Here is a 22,094-nt window from a genome sequence, read left to right on the forward strand (position 1 = left end):
AATTTCTATTTTAATCTACATTATCATGTAGGAATGAATTTGTACCACGAAGAGTGGTATTATTGTCATTTTTCTTTGGGTCAGTAACTTCGTAGCGCGATGTATTATCATCTGAAGAACGCACATGATCATCCAAATCAATCTTTCTACGTTTGAATGCAGGCTCTCTTTCCAGCTCACTCAACCCTTCGGCACTATTCAAGTGAGACGTATAATTACGAATACGTTCCATGCGTTCTTGCGTACGTCTTTGCTGTTCTTCAATGGTCAATTCATTAGACTTAACGTTTCCCTCAAAAGAAGTGTCTTCATCCATTTCATCATCTAAGAAAAAGCGTTTCACCTCTTCTTTCTTTTCTCCAGAAGTAGAAGTTGTTGTTTCTTCTTTTTTTACTTCTTCGTTAGGAACAACAGTTTTTACCTCCCAGTTCATTGTTGAAGCAGAAGACTCCTCATCTACCTCGTCATTTGACGTATCATTAGATTTGATGTAAGGTTCTATTTCCTCCGGTTCTTTATATTGATTCTGAGCAATAGCACTTGTCAACGGAGTTGTAATTTCTTGTTTTTTCTCTTCTTCTAAAACTTGCACCTTTTTTTCAGGCGCCTTTTCAAAACCCGTTACAGGTGATTGAGACTGGTTAAATCCAGTTGCAATAATCGTAACGCTAAGGGATTCATTTAAAGTCTCGTCATAACCATGCCCCCAAATAACATCGGCAGTTGAACCTGCAGCATCTTGGATATAATCTGTAATATCAGAAATTTCATCCATCAACACTTCGTTGGTACCATAAGTAATGTTCAACAACACATACTCTGCACCAGAAATATCGTTATCATTCAACAATGGCGAGCTCAATGCCGACTGAACTGCTTCAATTGCACGGTTATCACCTTCAGCAATTGCAGATCCCATTACGGCAACACCACTATTCTTCATTACAGTATTCACATCGTTAAAATCGACATTAATTGCACCTGTAACAGAAATCACATCAGCGATTCCCTTAGCGGCGGTAGACAATACATCATCTGCTTGGGCAAATGCATTTCCTAGAGTAAGGTTACCTGAAATCTCGCGCAAACGTTCGTTGTTGATCACCAACAAAGTATCTACCGCTTCACGCATATTCTCCAAGCCTTCTTCAGCTTGTTGACGACGTTTTCTACCTTCAAAATTAAAAGGCACTGTAACGATTCCAACCGTTAATATTCCTAGCTCTCTTGCCACTCTTGCCACTACAGGGGCAGCTCCAGTTCCTGTTCCACCACCCATTCCGGCAGTAACAAAAACCATTTTAGTGTTATTAGCGAGTAATTCTTTAATGTCTTCTATGTTTTCAATCGCCGCATTCATCCCAATTTCAGGAATAGAACCTGCTCCTCGTCCTTCAGTTAATGAAGGTCCAAGTTGAATTTTATAAGGTACAGGAGAAATATCAAGAGCTTGTCTATCTGTATTACATACGATAAAGTCTACTCCATCAAACCCTTGGTTGTACATGTGATTTACGGCGTTGCTTCCACCACCACCAACACCAATTACTTTGATGATTGACGATTGGTCTTTTGGGATATCAAATTCCATATTCTTTGTTATTTATGGTTGTAAATTAATTATTCTACGTCTTCTTCAAACCAGCTCTTTCCTTTTTCAAGCAGCTTATCAAAGAAGGATCCTTTTGTACGTTTTGAGTGCGATTTCACCGCTGCAATAGAACGTTTTTGACGATCATTGCTCTCAAAACCTTTTAACACAAGTCCTACACCCGTTGCGAACATTGGACTTGTTAATATTTCATTGGTTGCAGACTGCCCCAAATGTTCGTTCGGGTAACCAATACGTGAGTTCATACCTGTTACAAACTCAAACAATTGATTAATATTTTTCAATTCTGCACCACCACCTGTTACGACAATTCCACCAATGAGTCTCTTCTCATATCCTGAATTTTTAATTTCGTAATAGATGTGTTCGATGATTTCCTCCATACGTGCCTGAATGATCCCAGACAATGCCTTAATAGAAATCTCTTTAGGTTCACGCCCCCTTAATCCAGGGATGCACACCACTTCATTTTCTTGACTTTCACTTGCCAAAGCGCTTCCAAATTTCACTTTCAAAGCTTCAGCTTGACGTTGAAGAATAGTACATCCTTCTTTGATGTCATCTGTAATTACGTTCCCTCCAAATGGGATAACGGCAGTGTGGCGGATAATACCTTCATGGAAAATAGCAATATCAGTTGTTCCACCACCAATATCTACCAAGACAACACCAGCTTCTTTTTCTTCATCTGAAAGAACGGCTGCAGCACTTGCCAATGGTTCAAGAATGGTTTCTTCAACCTCTAGTTCTGCTTTATTGATGCATTTTTGGATATTCTTTGCTGCTGCAATTCTCCCTGCAATAATGTGGAAGTTAGCTTCCATTCTTACACCAGACATACCAATCGGATCAATGATTCCTTTTTCACCATCAACAATGTATTCTTGTGGTAAAACGTGAATAATTTCTTCCCCTGGTTCCATGACCAGCTTGTACATATCATCAATCAATGCATCGATATCTGCTTGTGAAATCTCATCTTGATTAGAATTACGGGTATAAATTCCGCGATGTTGTAAACTTTTAATGTGTTGTCCAGCAATTCCAACATTCACTACACCAATTGTCAGATCTCCCTCAACATTTTCTTGCGCCTGCCTAACAGCTTCTCTAATTGAGTTCACTGTTTTTTCAATATTAGAAACCATCCCACGAGTTACCCCATGAGATTCTGTTTTTCCCATCGAAAGAATTTCGATCTTTCCATGTTCATTTTTACGTCCAACAAAGCAAGCAATCTTTGTTGTTCCAATATCAAGTCCTACAATAATATCCGACATCTTATTCTTTTTTCTTTGCTACAATTTGATCTTTAAACCTCAAATTGATTGATTCATATCTATTCCATCCTTCGTAGGGGATCACTTCATCATAAAAAGTGGATAACTTTCTAAACTTGTCTTCCACCATTTCATCTGATTCCGCTGCTCCAAAAATAATTCTGTGCTCTCCCACTCTAGGAATCAACACAAAACCGTCTTTTTTTGTGTAATGAACCTGTACAATTTGCGCATTATAAAATGCATCATTACAAACATAGCTCGAAATACGATAGATTTGATCCATCTTTGATTTAGTTTTCAAACTATCATTGTTAATTATTTCATCGTAACCCATCTCAACACTAATGAGTTGCTCTAACCCGGTGAATGCAAGTATTTTTGGTTTAGCATAAGGTGATAAACGCATCAACTGAAATTCATTATCAATATAAAAATCATCCACACCATTGGCTATAACCCTAGCAATAGGTCTTCTGGTTTTAACATCGATGTGCCATTGGTCATCTAAATTGGTGTAAACATCTGCGGTTAAAACCTCATTCATATTTTCTAAATAGGCTTCAATTTCTTGAATCTTTAACTCATTCTTTTTGAGTCCATCACGAAACAAACGCAAGGTATACAACTCATTTAAAAGCTCTTTTTCTGTCAGCAAAGAAATCCCATCTTGAACAGTTAAATCAATCACAGGAGACTTCATTGACTGTTGATTTACCTTTTGGTTTGCAGCAATCAACAAGAATACCGTTCCACCAAAAATGACCACCAAAACTACTATTTTGAGAATTTTCTTCATAACAGCATTGTTTTAATGGGTTCAACAAGTCGATCAATATTTCCTGCTCCGACCGTAAGGATGATTCCTGAATTTATTTTCTTTAGTGATTGGAGCACTGTTTCAGGTTGCTGAACACTTACTTTTGTTTGCATTAACTTGCTTAATGCTTCACTTGTCACTCCTTCTATCGGTTCTTCACGAGCTGGATAGATCGGCATTAAAATCACTTCATTTGCTTTGTCTAAAGATCTTGCAAATTCCTGCATAAAGTCTTTTGTTCGTGAAAACAAATGGGGTTGAAAAACAACGTAAATTGGCGTATCCTCATAAATTAAACGAATAGAATCCAATAAGACATTTATAGCCGTAGGATGGTGTGCATAATCATCAATATAAATGATGTTTTCATTCCTTGCCACCAATTCAAAACGCCTTTTCACCCCTCTAAAACTACCAAAGGCAGTACGAATTTCCTCCAAATCAACACCCATCGATTCACACAGCGCAATTACAGAAAGTGCGTTTTCAGCATTGTGAATTCCTGGTAGGCCCAAGATAATATTTTCATGAAATTGGGTCGGTGTTCGAACATCCATCATAAAATGGCCGTTTTCCACTCTAAGGTTTTGCCCTTTGTAATCGACATCTATATTTTCTCCGATACCATAAGTAAAATGAGGTAACTCTTTGCAAACATCAACAGAATCATGAAGAATTAGCTTTCCATCTGGAGAGGTCAGCTGTCCATACTCTTCAAAAGCCTGAACCAATGTTTCCTTGCTTTTATAAATATCCAAATGGTCTGCATCAGTCGATGTAATGATGGATGAATAAGGCTTCAATTGAAGAAAACTTCTGTCGTATTCATCTGCTTCAACCACCATCCATGGACTTGACTCTTCAATCAATAAGTTTGAATTGAAATTAGCGCTAATACCCCCTAAAAAAGCATTACATTTTGCTTCGGTCGAAGACAAAACATGTGCTAACATGGTAGAGGTCGTTGTTTTACCATGAGTTCCTGCAATTGCTAAGGTTTTATATCCCGCCGTAATAATCCCTAAAACTTCTGCCCGCTTTTTAATCACGTAAGCTGAGTTTTGCAAGAATATTAATTCCTTCATCGACTGAGGAACTGCTGGTGTTATAACCACTAATGTCGAAGTTACATCACCGACTAAGTCACCTACTTTTGCACCTAGATCTTCATAATGGATTGAAATTCCTTCTTGTACTAATTGTTGAGTTAGTCGTGTTTCTGTTTTATCGTATCCTGCAACAGCTATCCCTTTTTGATTAAAATAACGAGCAAGTGCAGACATACCGATACCACCGATCCCAATAAAATAGATATTTGAATATTTCAAGTTCATTACGAAACAATACTTTTCACAACATTTACAATGCGTTCATCTGCATTAGCAATTGCTTTTTTCAAAATGTTTTCTGACAACTTCTTTTGCTCAGTGTCATCTTCTAGCAACTCCAGTACACGCGGAACCAATTTTTCTCTTGCCTCATTATCTTTTACCAAAACAGCAGCTTCATCTTTGACTAAAGCCATTGCATTCTTCGTTTGATGATCTTCTGCGACATTAGGTGAAGGCACTAAAATCATTGGTTTACCGATGATGCACAATTCAGAAATTGCAATTGCACCAGCACGAGAAATAATTACATCTGCAGCAGCATAAGCCAACTCCATTTCATTAATAAATTGAGTTAACACGATACCATTCATGTCCAATTCTGCAGTTAGGGCTTTCATTTCTTCGAATTGATAGCTTCCACATTGCCAAATCAGTTGTACATTTTTATCCTGCAACTCTTTGAGTCTATTTACAAAACTTTCATTGAGTGTTTTGGCGCCCAGACTCCCTCCTACAACCAAGATGGTTTTTTGGTTTGAATGGAGACCAAAGAATTCAAATCCTTTTTCTCTTAACCCATCGATTTCGACCACCTTTTTCCGAACAGGATTTCCAGTTAGCTCAATTTTCTCAGCAGGAAAAAAGCGCTCTAAATTTTCATAAGCAACACAAACTTTTGTCACTGTTTTAGAAAGAATTTTGTTGGTTTTTCCAGGAAAAGAATTTTGTTCTTGAACGATAGTAGGGATTTTCAGCATACTGGCTATCCTTAAAGTTGGTGCGCTAGCATACCCACCTACACCGATAACAACATCGGGATTAAACTTCTTAATAATGCTCCTCGCCTTCATTAAAGAAGAAAGCAATTTAAAAGGCAGAGTCAAGTTCTTCACTGTTAACCTACGCTGTAGACCGCTGATCCATAAACCTTCAATTTTATATCCAGCTTCGGGAACTTTTTTCATTTCCATTTTCCCTTCGGCACCAATAAATAAAATATCAACCTTAGGATATTCTTTCTTGATCCGATTAGCAATAGCAATGGCTGGAAAGATATGACCTCCTGTACCTCCTCCTGAAATAATGACTCTTTCTATGCTCATATTATTTCGTTTTATTTATTGTGTTTAAAGATTCACCTTCTGGATTGTTTTTTCTGGCAATACTTAGCACAATTCCCAGTGACACACAGCTCATCACCATTGCCGAACCTCCCATTGCTAGGAAAGGCATGTTTTGCCCAGTTACAGGCATAAGTCCAGTACAAACAAACATATTCACCATAGCTTGTGTCAATAGGAGCAAACCTATCCCGATAGACAAATAAGTTTCAAACAAATTTTTAGAATTCAGCCCAATTCTCAAAATGCGATAGAAGAGAATTAAGTATAAAAAAATCAACCCAACTGCACTAATCAACCCAAACTCTTCAACAAAAGAAGAGTAAAAGAAATCAGCGTATGCTTCGGGTGTATAGTGTTTCAAATCACCATCACCAACACCAACACCAGTATAACCACCATTATGAATAGCCAACTGCGCATTAATGGCTTGCATATTCTCAACCGACCCACTTCCCTCACCATAGGCTTTAAAAAAACGACTCATCCAAGTATCGAAGCGCGGAAGAAGATTCATTGCAGGTAGTGCCAGATGCAACAATACAATCACACCTACTCCAACAATTCCCGTTCCGATGATTCCCAATATTTTCGATATTGGATATTTCCCCACAAACAATAACAATAAGGAAACAAGGAATAAAATGGCAGCAGTAGAGAAGTTGTCCTTCGCAATAAGAGCACAAATAAATAGAATAGGAATAATAACACCTGTAAAACTTTTTTTCCAGGTATCAAAGTATTCACGTCCACTCACCAAACGTCGAGACAAGAAAATCACCAAAGCTAGTTTTGCAAAGTCAGAACTTTGAAAGGTGAGTCCAATAATAGGCACACGAACCCACCGCGAGGCGTCATTCACCCTCACTCCAAAAAAGAAGGTAAATACAAGAAGTGCAATGGCCAGGATAAAAATAAACTTGGACAGCTTCTCTATGTAGACAGGATTCTGTCGATGAACCCAAAACATAGCGGCAAAGCCAATTCCAATATAAATAACATGTTTAAACAAATACCCAAACGGACTTCCCCCCTCTGTTTTTACCAGAATAGGCACGAAGCTATAGACACTTAACATAGAAAGCCCCAAAAATAAAATGGTCACAATCCAGATTACGCTATCCCCTTTAAGGTATTTAAAAATATTTTGCACTTATATCAATTTAATAATGTTGCTGCTTTGCATTAATGCACACTTTTCTGATCACAAAGTAATCAACTACACTTTCAAGTGTTTTTCAAAATGTATTTTCCATTCATTTGCGAATGACTCTGTACCTTCGTTATAACAAAGAATAAGTTCTTTACCTCCATAATTCAACATTCCCAAACCTTGAGAAATATTGTATTGAAACCAATTTTCTTTTCTTTCCTCTTCAATTCCAGGAAGTTCTTTGCTCAACCAATCAAAATAAAGAATACTATACACATCATTTTTCTCCCATTGAATATCATCGAACTGCTTTGAGTCATCTAAGGAAAACAACCAAACCGAAGGATGATCAGTGAGTACTATTGGTTTAAGTTCATCTGAAATTTCAAGTTCTTTCCAGTGAAAACAAGGTACATCATTGAACCACTTTTGTTTAAATCGCTTTTTAAAATCCTCAACTGCGGAACTTCGAGCATTCCTGATTAAGTCTTCAATTGATTTTGCCATTTTTCTAAAAATTAAAGTGAACGAACAGCGTTCTTAAACTGCTGACCACGGTCTTCATAATTTTCAAAAAGGTCAAAACTTGCACAAGCAGGTGATAACAATACCGTTTCATCTTTTTTCGCCAATTGATATCCAAACCCAACCGCTTCAACAGGAGATTGAGTTTCAACAATGGTATCAACGACACCTGAAAACGCTTCAATGATTTTAGAATTATCTTTTCCAAGACAGATAATTGCTTTCACTTTTTCTTGCACCAAAGGAATCAACTCTTCGTAATCATTTCCTTTATCCACTCCTCCAACAACCCAAACTGTTGGGTTAGTCATGCTTTCCAAAGCATACCAAGTGGCATTGATGTTTGTTGCTTTAGAGTCATTAATGAATTCTATTCCGTTGACTTTAGCAACGAACTCTAAACGGTGTTCAACATTGGTGAAGTCGGCTAAACTTTCACGAATGCTCTCTTTTCTAATATCTACTAATCTCCCTGCGATACCAGCTACAAGAGAGTTTTGAACATTGTGCTTGCCTTTTAGGGCCAAATCATGGATCGACATAGTTAACTTATTTTTTATGGTTATTGTTTGTTCTTCTTTATTATAAAATCCACCCTCTACTGTTTGATCAACAAGTGAGAAGGGGTAACTTTTCGCATTCATTTTATGCGTTTCTAATTGCTTATTTATTTGCGGATCGTCGGCATTATAAATGAATACATCGTCCTCTGTTTGATTCTGAATGATTCTCATTTTTGCTTTACCGTATTCTAGTATACTATCGTTATATCGGTCTAAATGGTCGGGTGTAATATTTAACAATACAGCAATATCTGCTTTGAAATCATACATATCCTCCAATTGAAAAGAGCTCAATTCGATCACATAACATTCCGCTTTATCTTCGATAATGCTACGCGCGAGACTCACTCCAACATTCCCTGCTTTTTCCACCACCATTCCATCCGTTTCCAAAACATGATGTACCAAATGCGTGGTGGTCGTTTTCCCATTGCTCCCAGTGATTGCGATTAACTTTGCATTAGTGTATCGTGCAGCAAATTCAATATCACAAATAGGTCTTAAGCCAGCTTTTCTGATTTTCTTTATCAAAGCACTGCTGTTTGGAATACCAGGACTTTTAATCACCTCATCAGCGTTTAAAATACGCGACATAGTATGTCCACCTTCTTCCCACTCAATTGCGTTTTCGTTCAATTCTGCCTTATACTTATCTTTAATCTCTCCAGCATCACTCACAAAAACAGAATAGCCTTTAGCTTTTGCCAAAAGTGCAGCTCCGACACCACTTTCGCCAGCGCCCAATATTACGATATGTTGAATTGACGTGTTCACTATCTCAATTTCAAAGTAACAATGGTAATTACAGCTAAAAGAATTCCTACAATCCAGAATCGCGTAACAATTTTGGCTTCATGGAGTCCTTTTTTCTGATAATGGTGATGAAGCGGAGCCATCAAGAATATACGCTTACCTTCTCCCGTTCGTTTTTTCGTTAATTTAAAATAACCTACTTGAAGAATTACCGAGAGGTTTTCAATCAAGAATACACCACATAAAACAGGAATCAAAAGTTCTTTACGAATGGCAATAGCAAATACTGCGATTATCCCACCAATGGCTAAACTTCCGGTATCTCCCATAAAAACTTTTGCAGGATAAGAGTTGTACCACAGAAAACCGATACACGCTCCTACAAAGGCAGAAATAAAAACCACGAGTTCTTCAGCATGAGGAATGTACATCACATCGAGATAATCTGCAAATTGCACGTGAGCACTCACATAGGCCAGTACAGCCAGGGCAATTCCGATAATTGCAGAGGTCCCTGTAGCCAAACCATCGAGTCCGTCCGTCATGTTTGCACCATTAGAAACTGCGATCACAATAAAGATGACAATTGGAATAAAGATTAACCATCCCCAGCTTGTTGAATTTTCACCCAAGAACCAATTGTAGTTGATTTCATTGTTTTTCACAAATGGAATTGTTGTGGTCATGTCGCGAGTTTCAATCCACTTCACATCCTCATTCGGATTTTGCTTGTGCGAATCAGTAACAAATCTCTCCCCTTGTTTTAACTCATAAGTACTGGCTACTTCTTTATGTACTTTTACATCTGGATGAAAATAGAGCATTGCCCCTACGATTACCCCCACTCCAATTTGCCCAACAATTTTAAAACGACCCGCTAAGCCGTCTTTATTTTTCTTTCTCATTTTCAAGAAATCATCAAGAAATCCGATAACACCTAGCCACACCGTAGCAATAATCATGGTAATTACGTAAACGTTGGTCAGCTTGGCAAAAAGCAAAGTTGGCACAAGGATAGCGCCCAAAATAATGAGTCCCCCCATAGTTGGCGTACCTTCTTTTTCTTTTTGACCTTCAAGACCTAGATCTCTCACCTGTTCACCCATTTGCATTTTACGCAACATGCCTATCAACTTATTTCCAAAAAGCACCGAGATAATCAAAGAAACGATTAAAGCCATTCCCGATCTGAAGGAGATATAGTGGAACACACCCGCACCTGGGATGTCAAAACTGTCTAAATAATTAAATAAGTAATACAACATTATTTCTCGAATTTGATGAGTAAATCTTTCAATATTTCCAGATCATCGAAGTCGTGTTTAACCCCGTTAATTTCTTGGTAAGTCTCGTGACCCTTTCCTGCAATTAGAATAATATCTCCAGGCTCAGCCATACTGCACGCTGTTTTTATCGCTTCTTTTCTATTGGTGATGCTGATGGTTTTTTTAAAGTGTTCACCACCCACACCCGTCATCATTTCTTCAATGATTTTTTCCGGATCTTCAGTCCGTGGATTATCAGAAGTAAGGATCAGCTTATCACTATATTCACAACCGATAGCAGCCATTGTTGGACGTTTTGTTTTATCACGATCACCGCCACAACCAACAAGTGAAAAAACAGTTTCGTTTCCTGTGCGAATATTCTTTATGGTTTTCAGCACATTTTCTAATGCGTCGGGAGTATGGGCGTAATCCACGATTCCAATTACCCCTGTTTCACTTTTATAATATTCAAAACGACCTTCTACGGACTTCAACTCGGAGATAACCCTTAGAATTTCCAAAGGATCTCCTACTAATCGATCAGCAATAGCATAAACCAGCAAGATATTGTAAGCGTTAAAATCTCCAATTAACTGAGTGTACAACTCTGTACCATTGATGGACAACACCAATCCAGAGAAGTTATTTTCCAAAACTTTTGCTTTATACTCCGCTACATTTTTTAAACCATAAGTGGTCTTGCTTGCCTTTGTATTTTGAAGCATAACCTCTCCATTTTTATCATCTGCATTGGTAATTGCAAAAGCTTCCGCAGGCAATTGATCAAAGAATTTTTTCTTTACATGAATATATTCTTTGAAGGTTTTATGGTAGTCTAAATGTTCGTGGGTAATATTTGTAAACGCACCTGCAGCGAAATGTAGACTTCCTGTTCTGTTTTGGTGAATTGCATGTGAACTCACCTCCATAAAGCAGTATTCACATCCAGCTTCAACCATCTCTGCAAGAAGCTTATTCAAGCTTACCGCGTCAGGAGTTGTTCTTTCAGTAGGAATAGCCACATCATTGATGCGATTCACAACTGTTGAAATCAATCCAACAGGAATTCCCATCTTCATAAACAAGTTGTACAACAATGTTGTAGTTGTCGTTTTCCCGTTGGTTCCAGTTACCCCAACCAACTTTAACTTTTTTGAAGGTTGATCATAGAAGTTATTGGCTAAAACGGAAAGCGTTTTATGTGCATCATCAACCACAACATAATTGACTTTTCCATTCAATTCTTTAGGTTTATCCTCACAGACGATGACAGATGCACCATTCGCTATGGCTTTATCAATAAAATCATGTCCATCAACAACAGCCCCTTTAATGGCAACAAACAAGTCATTCGGCATAACCGCTCTAGAATCAAACACTAAAGCATTGATATCCACAGCCGTTGTTCCAACTACCTCTTTAATTGAACTTCCGTATAATATGTCGCGTACATTCTTCACTTCTTAATTCGGTTTTAATTTCAATTTAATCACTCCACCTTGTACCGATCGAGCTCCAGCAGCAATAGACTGCCACACTACGTTTCCATAGCCATCAGAGCGAACGACCATTCCTTGTTTTTCCAACAAATACATTGCATCACTCAATCCCATTCCTCTAACATCAGGAACCTTTTCTTTTTCAATATGGAAATCGGCGAGAGATATTTTTTGATTACCAACAGCAGAAGCCTTTACCCAGGCTTGATTCCCATTGAATTCTTTTTTGATTTCAAAACGATTTAAAACCGTATTGACATCGTATCTACTTCCATTTTGAACATGTGGAATCGAAGCAATCGAAGGCTTTTCATTTACTGCCTTGTGATAATTGTAACTAGAGGCATAAACCTTATTGGCGATTGCAGAGAAGACCGTTCCAGAAACAGAAGCTCCATAGATATCATCCGTAGGTGCAGCAATAACAACAATACAAGAGTAAATAGGATCATCAGCAGGAAAGTAACCAGCAAAAGATGCAATATACTTTTTCTCTCCCTCGGCTCCATACCCTTCATTCCTATTGGCTATCTGAGCAGTTCCTGTTTTACCAGCAGTTTTAAAGAAAGTCGATTTTAGATTTCGACCCGTACCATTAATCATCACTCCTTCGAGGGCTTCTTTCATCACATCAATGGTTGACTGACTAGCAATTTTTTCGTACCTCACGACAGGCTCAAACTCTTCAACAACCTTCCTATTGTTAAGAACTTTCGTCACAAATTGAGGCTTCATATACTTTCCATCATTCGCGACAGCATTATAAAAAGCCAATAATTCGAGAGGAGACAACTGGAACTCATAACCAATAGACATCCATGCTAAAGAACCTCCCCACCATTGTGAACTTCCAGGTTTAGAAAAATTCGGTTCCACTTCCCCTTGTAAGTTTACTCCTGTTTTCTGAGTCAACCCAAATTGATGCATCCGATCAATGTATCTTCCAGGTTCTTTTCTATAATTATCAAAAATCACTTTCGAAATTACGTTTGAAGAATACTCGAATGCCTCTTTGATGGTAACCTTTCCATATCCCCACGGACGTGAATCCCTTAGACTTCTATCATAAAATTCATAACGTCCTACTGCATTCACAGTATCTGTCATTTTAATTTTCCCATCTTCCAATGCTGCCATTAGGGAAGCTAATTTCATAGTTGAACCAGGCACCTCTCTAGTTCCGATCGCATGATTATAGATCTCACCATAATCTCCCTCTTTGGTTCTTTGTAAATTCACCATGGCTTTTACAAAACCTGTCTTCACATCCATAACTATGGCACAACCGTATCGACCTCCTTTGATTTTCAATTGGTTTTCCAACTCTGTATGCGCAACTTCTTGGATGTCTTTATCAATTGAAGTCACCACATCATATCCATTGATCGCTTCACGAACAACCGTACCTGTTGGTTTCCATGAATGGGATATTTTTTGCTCAATGATCACTCCATTTTGCCCAGCCAAATAGGAATTGTAAGCCCCTTCTAACCCAACATACAGGGTGTCTTTATTATTGAATTTAACATACCCTAAAGTACGGGCCAACAAATCATCGTTAGGTCGCTTTCTAATGATGGTCGCCTTGTTATCGATGATTCCACCTTTAAAACGCCCCTTTTCAAAAATCGGCAATTCACGAACCTTCTTCCTCACTTCATTAGTCACTTTTTTCTGTATCAAAACATAACGTCTTTTTTGAGCACGGGCCTGCCTTAAATACTCTTCGTATTCACGTGCGGATTTTTCTGGGAATAATTCTGAAAGCCCAACTGACAACCCTCCGATTCCTTTTTTCCAAACAGACTCTTCAACAGTCACAGGATCCATATAGATATCATAAAAAGCCACCGAAGTCACCAAAGGATTTAAGCGCGCATCTAATATTTCTCCACGTCGGGGCTCAACATTAGCAGAGCGTTGTTGTAACTTGTCAGACGATGAGGTAAAGATATTATTTCGCCCATCAATAATAATGGTAAAGGTTTTACCAATTACCACCAACATTGCAATGACTACTATGAAGTAGATCAAATACGTACGTATTATGACTGCTTTGGGCATTTTCATTTTTACTTCTCTTCTTTTTTAACACGAATCACCTTTGTCGGATTTATCGTTTCCTTCAATCCATAAGGCGCGAGTTTTTCAATCATTTGAGTCCTTCTCGTAAGCTCTTCTAACTTTGCTTTTGTTTCAACATAATCCGCGGTAATATCACCGACTTCTTTTTCTGCTTTTGAAATATCATTGGCCAAAGAATGCACATAGTATCCCTTAGAAACCATCAAGATCATCAAGAAAATCACGAAGAAAATATAGCTAAGGTTATTCAACACAAAGCCTTTCGTCAGAAAGTCTCCATTCATGATTTGCACCAATGACTGAGATTGCTTTCTACTGACCTGAGCGAGACGACTTTTTTTCTTTTTCGTCTTTACCCTCGCCGCTTTCTTACTGTCCGATATGTAATTATTCCCCTTCATTACGCTCTGCAATTCTTAACTTTGCACTTCTTGCTCTAGAATTTTGTTCTAATTCATCATCATTTGCCACAATTGGCTTTCTCGTTACCTCTGTAAAAGGCTTAAGAATATTTCCGAAAAAATCTTTTTCAATCTTCCCATCAAAACTTCCCCTTTTCATATAATTCTTAACCAATCGATCTTCTAGTGAATGATATGACATCACCACCAACCTTCCTTTTGGCTTCAATACTTCTGCAGTTTGCTCAAGCATTCTTTCCAAGACGTTCATTTCGTCATTAACCTCAATACGAATGGCTTGAAAAACTTGGGCATAAAATTTATTTTCTTTGAATTTGGGTGCAATCGGCTCTAGGATTTCAATCAATTGACCTGTAGTCTCGATCGGATTCCCTTGTCTTTTTAAGCAGATGGCTTGAGCAATTCGACGGGGGGACTTCACCTCTCCATACTTACCAATAACACTCAGCAATTCCTCTTCATCATACCCATTAACAACATCAAAAGCAGAATCACCACTTCGCTGATTCATCCTCATATCCAGTTTTTCATCCGACCGAATGCTAAACCCTCTTTCTGGTTCATTGAATTGGTGAGATGACACCCCTAAATCTGCAAGAATCCCGTCCACTTTTGAAATTCCCAACATACGTAATTGGTTTTTCAAAAATGAAAAGTTAGAGGCTACAAAATGAAAGTTTGGTGCTGTCCATGCGTTTTTCTTCGCATCTACATCTTGGTCAAACACAATCAACTTTCCTTTACTCGAAAGCCTCTTGAATATTTCACGAGCGTGTCCACCACCTCCAAAAGTTAAGTCAACATAAATTCCATCTGGATGAATATCCAAACCATCAAGACATTCTTGAAGCATAACTGGAACGTGGTATTCGTATTGATCTTTATTCTCCGTCATTTCCTATATTACCCATTACTTCATCTGCTAAATCAGCAAAATCTGACATGCTCTCTTCGATCATTTCGAAGTATTTGGATTTGTCCCAGATTTCAATTCGGTCGTTATAGGCAATTAACATTGCTTCTTTTTTCAGACCGACGCGTTCCATGTGCGCCGAAGGAATCAAAATTCGTCCTGTTTTATCAAGAGATACATCTTTTGCACCCTGATGAAACAAACGATAAAACATTCGATTCTTCGGTTTGAACAAATTGATTTTACTCAGTGATTCACTCAATTTTTCCCATTCATTCATCGGGTAAAGCGACAAGCACTCTTCAAAACCTTTGTTCAACATAAAACTTTCTTGGGCAGCAGGAGACAGTTGCCTTCTCAAGTGAGAGGGAAATAAGAAACGCCCTTTTGCGTCCAATTTCACTTCATATTCTCCTACTAATCCTGCCATGTACTTTTATAATGTGTAAAAATAGCGGAAATTTTACCACTTTTTACCACTTTAATGCAAGTGTTGAAAACTATTTACGCAGAAGATTACAAAAAGTTACACAATTTCGCTCCTAAATCTTGCATTAACAGCAAATATAGGCATTTTTATGAGAGTGGTAAAATGTGGGAGATTTTTATCGTTGTTGATAATTCATTCACAATAGATGAAAATATTGGTTTATTCACAATAGCTTTTTTTTACTATTAGAAGAAGAGAAATAAATAGTGAAAACCAGAAGGTTATTGATCAAAAAAACGATCAAAACGACTCCTATAGAAGAGTGGCAAATGTACTTTAGACAAATAGAATATATTGGGAGAATCAAAGACAAAGAGGAAATAAATTCACCACAAATAGGGCCATCTGAAAATTTATTGAATGGTGAATGAGGTTACTTCACTACCACCCTGCGAACGACTCTTTTTTGGCTTTGAATAAGTGTTAGTTCAACGAAGTAGATTCCAGATGTTGGATTTTCTAACTGAACAAAAACCTCAGATTGGCTTAGGTTTTTTTGGGCTGTGATTTCTCGTCCCAACGGATCCAATACACGAAAATTATATCTTTCTCCATTAAGTTCATCGAATGCTATCACAAACTCTCCTCTTGTTGGGTTAGGATAAATTAAAAGCTTTAATGCAGGCTGTATTTGTTCATTATTTACATTCAGGTAGGTGGTGTCTCCTGGGCGATAACTCCACAAGCCTCCAACTTCAGTTCCTACGAAAAAATCATAACTATTGTCGTTTCGAAGTTGTCCTATTGCAGGTGCTGACATTCCTCGGGTATCGATATTTAAAAACTTAGAGGAAACAAGGTTAAAAGCATCCCCTGGAGCTAGTTGACCATCGACTCCATCATAAAACGAAATTGTACCCGTTCGATTTCCTGCAAAGAGATAAGTGGTATCATTATTTCGCACGAATCTAGGAACACCAAAAGTTTGCATATACTCAGAGGAAGTTAAATCTACCTGGCCCAAATTCGAATTGATCAATTCGAAAGAATAGCTAGTTGTTGTACCGATATTTTTATAATAAATTAAGGGACCATTACCTTGACCAATAACCAAATCAACTAATCCGTCATTATCTAAGTCAAAAAGTTCTGGAGTTGCATTGTTTGAAACCACGATTGGATCTCCATTATTATCCAACAACTGATATTGAGCAATATTAAAATTCATTGGAGCACTTCCTCCAGAGTTTTCATAATAATAAAGTCGTCCATTAGCTATACCCACAATCATATCTTGGTCTCCATCTCCATCTAAATCAGCAAAAGCCGGGCTCACTCGCCCACTATATCCGCTATTTCCGAAATTATTCCAATTTTCATTTATCAACTTAAAGGTAGGCTCAGATGCAGAACCAACATTCATATAGTAATTCATTCTTGAAGAACTAGACAAGGCTTCTCGATAATTGAACTGATTGGCAACAACCAAGTCGGTTAAGCCATCGTTATTTACATCTACGAATATAGGGATAGCTCCCTTTCCGTTTTGAATCATATCCCCTTGAAGGAAATCTTCTCTTGTAAATTGAAAGTCTGGATGATTATTCATGCCATTGTTTTTATACAGCCAAACTCCTTTTGTGTTATCAGAGGTTCCCGAAACAGTTGTAGAAACTATTAAATCATTGACTCCATCTAGATCAAAATCCTCGTAATAAGCAGTTAAGAAATTGGATAAATTCAACGGAACATCATCGCTCGGGAAATTCGCATCATAACTTACCATTAATGCATTATCGTGGGGAGAACTACCGCCATTAATCAACAAGGTTAAATTATTAAAGTCAATATCGCCAATAATCAAATCCATCAATCCAGAAGCATTTGCATCAAGTGCTAAAATTGATCCTCCAGAGTGTCTTTCAGCACCTCCAGCTTTATTTAGAGTTGTACCACATGGACTCATTGTACTATTTAATTCGATGGTATTTCCGGTTGGACTCTCAACAAAGTCTCCCCAACAAGGCTGTTCCAATTCAAAAATTAAGGAATCTGCATGTCCATAATTCTCCACAGAAAGGTTTTTATGCCACTCTACCCGTGAAAAAGACACATTAAAAGCAAGCACATCAATATCTCCATCACCATCTACATCAACATAAGCAGGAATGTCGTTTGAGGAAACATATAAACTAACCAAATTATTGTTGACCACACTTTTTATTGGATCCTTATACAATTCCCATTGAACACCATCAGTTGAGTTACTGATATTTTTATATACTTTAATTCCGCCTAAAGTGTAAGTAAAAATATCTTTTTTCCCGTCACCGTTGAAGTCAACCAACTTCATTCTGTACCTCAGGCCTTTAGGGAACAACGAACTTCCATTGTGCCAATATGAATATACAACATTCCCTTCGTGTAGCTGCCTTTTGAAAACATTGACAATACCATTTTCGAGTTCAAATGCAACAAGTTCTTCTACACCATCAAAATCCAAATCAATTGTTGAGAATTGAGGGTGACTCATACCCCCAGCCCAAGCAACAGGAAGTGTATCGGCATCATGAATAACAACAATGGAATCGTTATAAACAAAGTTAAATTGCGAATAAACAGCCCCTTCAACCCCCATCATAAACAGGAAAAGCATCAACACTTTCAATCGCAAGACATTCATTTGACTAAGCTTTAAGAATTACTCCATTTTATACTTAAGGACCCAAACCTCTTTCTCAACCTCCTTTTTATATTTCATCAATGCATTATAAGCACTTTCCATGTCTTTTGTATAATGAATCACAACGTATCCATAATTATTAAAGGTATTGATTACATGATAAGTATTTGGGAAATAAGATTTCATTCTGTTGGTATTCTTCACTATGTTTTTCTCCTCATCAAACACCCCAATAATTACGTAATAACCTGCTGGAGATTCGGAACCATCAACTTCAATAAAGTGGTGATTTGTTGCCTCTCGCACTTCGTTTCTATCTTCCGCTTCACGATAGAGTTCTTCTTTGGTTTTATCTTCTTGAATCTCATCTTTAAGTTGTTGCGCTAACATTTCTTTCAGACGACGTTCCAGCTCTTCTTCTTTTGCTTTTAGTTGCCTTTTCAGGTCCTCATTTTCACGCTGAAGAGCTGGATCAGGAACTTGAACTTCAACACGACGAACAACATCTTTTCCACGCCCACCTTTGAAAGTATACCCCAGCAGGAATTCGTGATTCACACCAGAGTAATAGTTTTTAAAAGATCCGACCACATATTCATAACTATAACCAACATGCAATTGCTTGAGCACATGAAATCCTAGATTAAACTGTACTGCGTAATCAGATTTATAGGTTGCAGAAAACCATCCAATATTTTCATATGCCACATGAGCAGTAATATCGTATTGCACTGGCGCACCAGGAACAATCCTCACCAATCCATGAGGTGAGACAGTCAATTTAGAGTCAGCTGCGAATTTTAGATCATACGAAGCTGTAAACATAAAGTGTCTGGCCAGCGCATAATATCCTCTGGTATTTTCTTTTGAATAATTGACTTTATTCCCAATTAACTGAGGAACAGAAAAACCTATTTTCATTTTATCCCAAGAATAAGCCAATCCTAAGTTAAAATCATAAGTTGGTCTATATTCTTTCATCCCATAAAGATAAGGGTCGCTCTCATGGAGCACATTCACCTCCTCCATTCGGATACGATTATCTAGGTAACCTCCACTCAAACCAAAACTCAACTTGTGTTCATCTGCCAATGTCAACATATAAGAGTAACTTAACTGAGCACTCAATTGCGTTTGAATACCAGCTGACTGTTGGCCAATTAATAAACCAAATCCTGACTTAGGAATAACAAATTCACCTTCCAATGACAAAGTATTATTGATTGCTCCTGAACCGTACCCCATGTAACGTTGTCCACGTGTCAAGTAGGCATTCAAATTTCCAGATGCACCAGCGTAGGCAGGATTAAGCACTACCGGATTAATGATATTATGATTATAAAACGGCAATTGTTGTGCGTTCACTGAAAACATCAGAAACACACCAAATAAAAGCGATATGAAGCCCTTTCTATTCATCTCCAAGAATGGTTAAATTCCCTTTCAATACATTCTCCGTTCCACCTGGCATAACAATATAAAGGTAGGTTCCATTTGGCAATAACTTACTACCGTATATTCCTCCCCAATCATTTTTATAGTCTTCATCTTCAAAAACCAATACTCCATAAATATTGTATACCTTAACCGCCATGTTAGGGAATGCCTCTATTCCTTCAATAATCCATGTATCATTAAATCCATCATTGTTTGGTGTGATCAAATTTTTCACATCTAGAGGTGGAATGGGAGGCCCTACATTTACTGTTACCGTATCAGAATTAAAACAACCATCGAGACTAATTACAGTTAAGTAATAATCCGTAGTCTCCAACGGTGACGCAACAGGATTGTAAATAGTAGTATCGCTTAATGTCGAATCAGCAGACCACAGCGCTAGCACTCCACCACTACCATTTAATTCAACTGAGTCTCCTTGAAGGATATTCGCATCCGTTCCTGCATCCACAACAGGTAAAGACAACACCTGAACGAAGGCTTGGTTAGAAGTGTCTTCTGCACAGACTCCGCTTTTTACGATGACCCTGTAATAGTTTGGTGATGTCACTGAAGGAATTGTATACGACGAATCGGTAATATTGATTGTCGTCCATGAAACACCGTCTGCAGAACTTTCCCAGAAGGACACATCACCGACATTTCCTGTTAATGATAAGGTAAAAGGGTCTCCATAACAAATAGAAGTATCTCCTGTTAGCGTACCCCCAACACTAATTGGTGAAACGACAATAAATGCCGTATCAGAATGTTGATCGTTACAAACGCCTCCGTCTACTAATACGCGATACCAAGTAGTTTGAGATAAGCTGGAATAATTTTCTGTGTTTGATGTATTGGAAATGATATTCCAATTAGCCCCTTGATTCGTAGATTGCTCCCAATGAATAACAGGAGAGTTGTTTCCATTTAAAGTCAACGCACCTGAAGCGTTCGCTGCACATGTTGCTGTACCTCCTGAAATAGTGCCTGGAGTAATATTTTCTTGTACGTCAACAAATACTTGGTTGGATTGATCAGCTGGACAAATTCCATTAGTCACATTTACTCTATAATAAGTTGGAGTAGATAAGGGACCAGTGCCGTGAGTAGTACTTGTATTTGTAATAGGACTCCAATTTGTTCCATCTACAGAACTTTCCCAGTCATCAACAGCACCAACATTTCCAGACAACACCAAATTGACCGCTTGATTTTCACAAATAAGTGTATCTGTTTCTAATGTTCCAGCAACTGTAGCCTCTTCAATATATACCTCGTGTATACTTGAATAAACATCCGCACAAACCCCTCCGTCAATCAAAGCCCTATACATTGTTGTTTGTGTGAGTCCAGAAAAATTTTCTTGTGTGGTCGTATTTCCGATACCTATCCAAGTCGTACCATTATCTATACTTGTTTCCCAATCCAATACAGCTCCAGAGTTTCCTGTCAAATCGATGGTCCCATTAGCACTAGAGATACATAATGCTGCAGGTCCTGTTAGACTTCCGCCAACAGGTGTAGGTTGAATCGTAATTGTTGCGAAGCCAGAGGTAGCGTTCGGGCAATGACCTCCGTCAATTTCCACTGCAAACTGTGTTTCGTCGGTCAAATTATTAAATCCGTGACTAGTTGTTGTATTTGGAATTGAATTCCAAGTTGCTCCATTGTCTTCAGAGTAAATCCAATTAGTGATGGTTCCATGCTGCCAACCATTCAAATTCAGTGTATTGCTATTGATTCCATCACACACGAGCTCATCTGAATCTACTTGTCCTGGCACAATTGTACAATCATTTCGAACCACCCAAGATAAAGTATCATTTGTTGGATCCACATCTGCTCCGTACTCTAGCCAAGTCACAACATTAAAATCATAATTACATGTTGAGAAGTCAGATGGAACATCAAAAGTAAAATTCCATGTTGCCCCAGTATTCAGCATGGCTACTAAGGGTTGTGAAACTGTTGGGCCACCATTTACACTATAATGTAAAGTAATTGTTCCACCTGGAATGGGGTTCGGCATGGAGGAGTTATTGAGCACAACAATAGAAATACTTTCGTTTCCTAGGTCGCAACCGTCGGCTGGGCCAATAACTGATGTCAACGCAGCGTCCTGAGCATAGACCCCGCCCGTCAAAATCAACATGAACAATATTTTTATGTAGTGTGTCAGCATAAATTGTTTTAAAT

At 38.1% G+C, this 22,094-nt stretch carries 17 protein-coding genes; all 17 read right to left on the reverse strand.

What is annotated here, in order from left to right; translation table 11 throughout:
- Positions 1–10: 10 nt before the first annotated feature.
- The 17 genes from ftsZ to ACN0U3_RS06160 all read right to left on the reverse strand — a co-directional run bounded on the left by ftsZ (position 11) and on the right by ACN0U3_RS06160 (position 22,050).
- Entirely contained in the window at positions 11–1,591 is a 1,581-nt protein-coding gene (gene ftsZ / locus ACN0U3_RS06080; protein ID WP_417265538.1) for a cell division protein FtsZ, read from the reverse strand.
- 29 nt (positions 1,592–1,620) lie between these two features.
- A complete protein-coding gene (gene ftsA, locus ACN0U3_RS06085) occupies positions 1,621–2,892 on the reverse strand; it encodes a cell division protein FtsA (RefSeq protein WP_299207178.1) in 1,272 nt (423 codons plus the stop codon).
- A gap of 1 nt (position 2,893) precedes the next feature.
- Positions 2,894–3,691 (reverse strand): cell division protein FtsQ/DivIB, encoded by a 798-nt coding sequence (locus ACN0U3_RS06090; RefSeq protein WP_417265539.1) that lies wholly within the window; start codon positions 3,689–3,691, stop codon positions 2,894–2,896.
- Positions 3,688–5,046 (reverse strand): UDP-N-acetylmuramate--L-alanine ligase, encoded by a 1,359-nt coding sequence (gene murC, locus ACN0U3_RS06095; protein WP_417265540.1) that lies wholly within the window; start codon positions 5,044–5,046, stop codon positions 3,688–3,690. Before murC ends, ACN0U3_RS06090 begins: the two co-directional genes overlap by 4 nt.
- On the reverse strand, positions 5,046–6,146 hold the full coding sequence (gene murG / locus ACN0U3_RS06100; protein ID WP_417265541.1) for an undecaprenyldiphospho-muramoylpentapeptide beta-N-acetylglucosaminyltransferase: 1,101 nt from the start codon (positions 6,144–6,146) through the stop codon (positions 5,046–5,048). Before murG ends, murC begins: the two co-directional genes overlap by 1 nt.
- A 1-nt stretch (position 6,147) precedes the next feature.
- On the reverse strand, positions 6,148–7,317 hold the full coding sequence (locus tag ACN0U3_RS06105; protein WP_299207170.1) for an FtsW/RodA/SpoVE family cell cycle protein: 1,170 nt from the start codon (positions 7,315–7,317) through the stop codon (positions 6,148–6,150).
- Between the two features lie 66 nt (positions 7,318–7,383).
- A complete protein-coding gene (locus ACN0U3_RS06110) occupies positions 7,384–7,824 on the reverse strand; it encodes a hypothetical protein (RefSeq protein WP_417265542.1) in 441 nt (146 codons plus the stop codon).
- Positions 7,825–7,835: 11 nt separating this feature from the next.
- On the reverse strand, positions 7,836–9,179 hold the full coding sequence (murD, locus tag ACN0U3_RS06115) for a UDP-N-acetylmuramoyl-L-alanine--D-glutamate ligase (RefSeq protein WP_417265543.1): 1,344 nt from the start codon (positions 9,177–9,179) through the stop codon (positions 7,836–7,838).
- A complete protein-coding gene (gene mraY, locus ACN0U3_RS06120; RefSeq protein WP_417265544.1) occupies positions 9,179–10,423 on the reverse strand; it encodes a phospho-N-acetylmuramoyl-pentapeptide-transferase in 1,245 nt (414 codons plus the stop codon). The genes murD and mraY overlap by 1 nt, the downstream gene beginning before the upstream one ends.
- Positions 10,423–11,886: a UDP-N-acetylmuramoyl-L-alanyl-D-glutamate--2,6-diaminopimelate ligase gene (locus tag ACN0U3_RS06125; RefSeq protein WP_417265545.1), complete on the reverse strand. Its 1,464-nt coding sequence runs from the start codon at positions 11,884–11,886 to the stop codon at positions 10,423–10,425. Before ACN0U3_RS06125 ends, mraY begins: the two co-directional genes overlap by 1 nt.
- 3 nt (positions 11,887–11,889) lie before the next feature.
- A complete protein-coding gene (locus ACN0U3_RS06130) occupies positions 11,890–13,995 on the reverse strand; it encodes a penicillin-binding protein (protein ID WP_417265546.1) in 2,106 nt (701 codons plus the stop codon).
- Positions 13,996–13,997: 2 nt separating this feature from the next.
- Positions 13,998–14,411: an FtsL-like putative cell division protein gene (locus ACN0U3_RS06135; protein ID WP_299207163.1), complete on the reverse strand. Its 414-nt coding sequence runs from the start codon at positions 14,409–14,411 to the stop codon at positions 13,998–14,000.
- Complete coding sequence (gene rsmH / locus ACN0U3_RS06140) at positions 14,398–15,327, reverse strand: 16S rRNA (cytosine(1402)-N(4))-methyltransferase RsmH (RefSeq protein ID WP_417265547.1); 930 nt, start codon at positions 15,325–15,327, stop codon at positions 14,398–14,400. Before rsmH ends, ACN0U3_RS06135 begins: the two co-directional genes overlap by 14 nt.
- Entirely contained in the window at positions 15,314–15,775 is a 462-nt protein-coding gene (mraZ, locus tag ACN0U3_RS06145; protein ID WP_299207161.1) for a division/cell wall cluster transcriptional repressor MraZ, read from the reverse strand. Before mraZ ends, rsmH begins: the two co-directional genes overlap by 14 nt.
- A 433-nt stretch (positions 15,776–16,208) precedes the next feature.
- Positions 16,209–18,458 (reverse strand): FG-GAP-like repeat-containing protein, encoded by a 2,250-nt coding sequence (locus ACN0U3_RS06150; protein WP_417265548.1) that lies wholly within the window; start codon positions 18,456–18,458, stop codon positions 16,209–16,211.
- An 18-nt stretch (positions 18,459–18,476) separates the two neighbouring features.
- A complete protein-coding gene (locus tag ACN0U3_RS06155; protein ID WP_417265549.1) occupies positions 18,477–19,877 on the reverse strand; it encodes a PorP/SprF family type IX secretion system membrane protein in 1,401 nt (466 codons plus the stop codon).
- Entirely contained in the window at positions 19,870–22,050 is a 2,181-nt protein-coding gene (locus ACN0U3_RS06160) for a gliding motility-associated C-terminal domain-containing protein (RefSeq protein ID WP_417265550.1), read from the reverse strand. The genes ACN0U3_RS06155 and ACN0U3_RS06160 overlap by 8 nt, the downstream gene beginning before the upstream one ends.
- Between the last annotated feature and the right edge of the window lie 44 nt (positions 22,051–22,094).

The sequence above is a fragment of the Brumimicrobium sp. genome (assembly GCF_048268645.1).
In the GTDB taxonomy this organism is placed as follows: Bacteria; Bacteroidota; Bacteroidia; order Flavobacteriales_D; family Crocinitomicaceae; genus Brumimicrobium; species Brumimicrobium ulvae.

What these genes read in the sequence shown, in the direction of transcription:
- ftsZ (WP_417265538.1), bottom strand. Translation starts at nt 1,591, where the DNA reads ATGGAATTTGATATCCCAAAAGACCAATCGTCAATCATCAAAGTAATT.
- ftsA (WP_299207178.1), bottom strand. Translation starts at nt 2,892, where the DNA reads ATGTCGGATATTATTGTAGGACTTGATATTGGAACAACAAAGATTGCT.
- ACN0U3_RS06090 (WP_417265539.1), bottom strand. Translation starts at nt 3,691, where the DNA reads ATGAAGAAAATTCTCAAAATAGTAGTTTTGGTGGTCATTTTTGGTGGA.
- murC (WP_417265540.1), bottom strand. Translation starts at nt 5,046, where the DNA reads ATGAACTTGAAATATTCAAATATCTATTTTATTGGGATCGGTGGTATC.
- murG (WP_417265541.1), bottom strand. Translation starts at nt 6,146, where the DNA reads ATGAGCATAGAAAGAGTCATTATTTCAGGAGGAGGTACAGGAGGTCAT.
- ACN0U3_RS06110 (WP_417265542.1), bottom strand. Translation starts at nt 7,824, where the DNA reads ATGGCAAAATCAATTGAAGACTTAATCAGGAATGCTCGAAGTTCCGCA.
- mraY (WP_417265544.1), bottom strand. Translation starts at nt 10,423, where the DNA reads ATGTTGTATTACTTATTTAATTATTTAGACAGTTTTGACATCCCAGGT.
- ACN0U3_RS06130 (WP_417265546.1), bottom strand. Translation starts at nt 13,995, where the DNA reads ATGAAAATGCCCAAAGCAGTCATAATACGTACGTATTTGATCTACTTC.
- ACN0U3_RS06135 (WP_299207163.1), bottom strand. Translation starts at nt 14,411, where the DNA reads ATGAAGGGGAATAATTACATATCGGACAGTAAGAAAGCGGCGAGGGTA.
- rsmH (WP_417265547.1), bottom strand. Translation starts at nt 15,327, where the DNA reads ATGACGGAGAATAAAGATCAATACGAATACCACGTTCCAGTTATGCTT.
- mraZ (WP_299207161.1), bottom strand. Translation starts at nt 15,775, where the DNA reads ATGGCAGGATTAGTAGGAGAATATGAAGTGAAATTGGACGCAAAAGGG.
- ACN0U3_RS06150 (WP_417265548.1), bottom strand. Translation starts at nt 18,458, where the DNA reads ATGAATGTCTTGCGATTGAAAGTGTTGATGCTTTTCCTGTTTATGATG.
- ACN0U3_RS06155 (WP_417265549.1), bottom strand. Translation starts at nt 19,877, where the DNA reads ATGAATAGAAAGGGCTTCATATCGCTTTTATTTGGTGTGTTTCTGATG.
- ACN0U3_RS06160 (WP_417265550.1), bottom strand. Translation starts at nt 22,050, where the DNA reads ATGTTGATTTTGACGGGCGGGGTCTATGCTCAGGACGCTGCGTTGACA.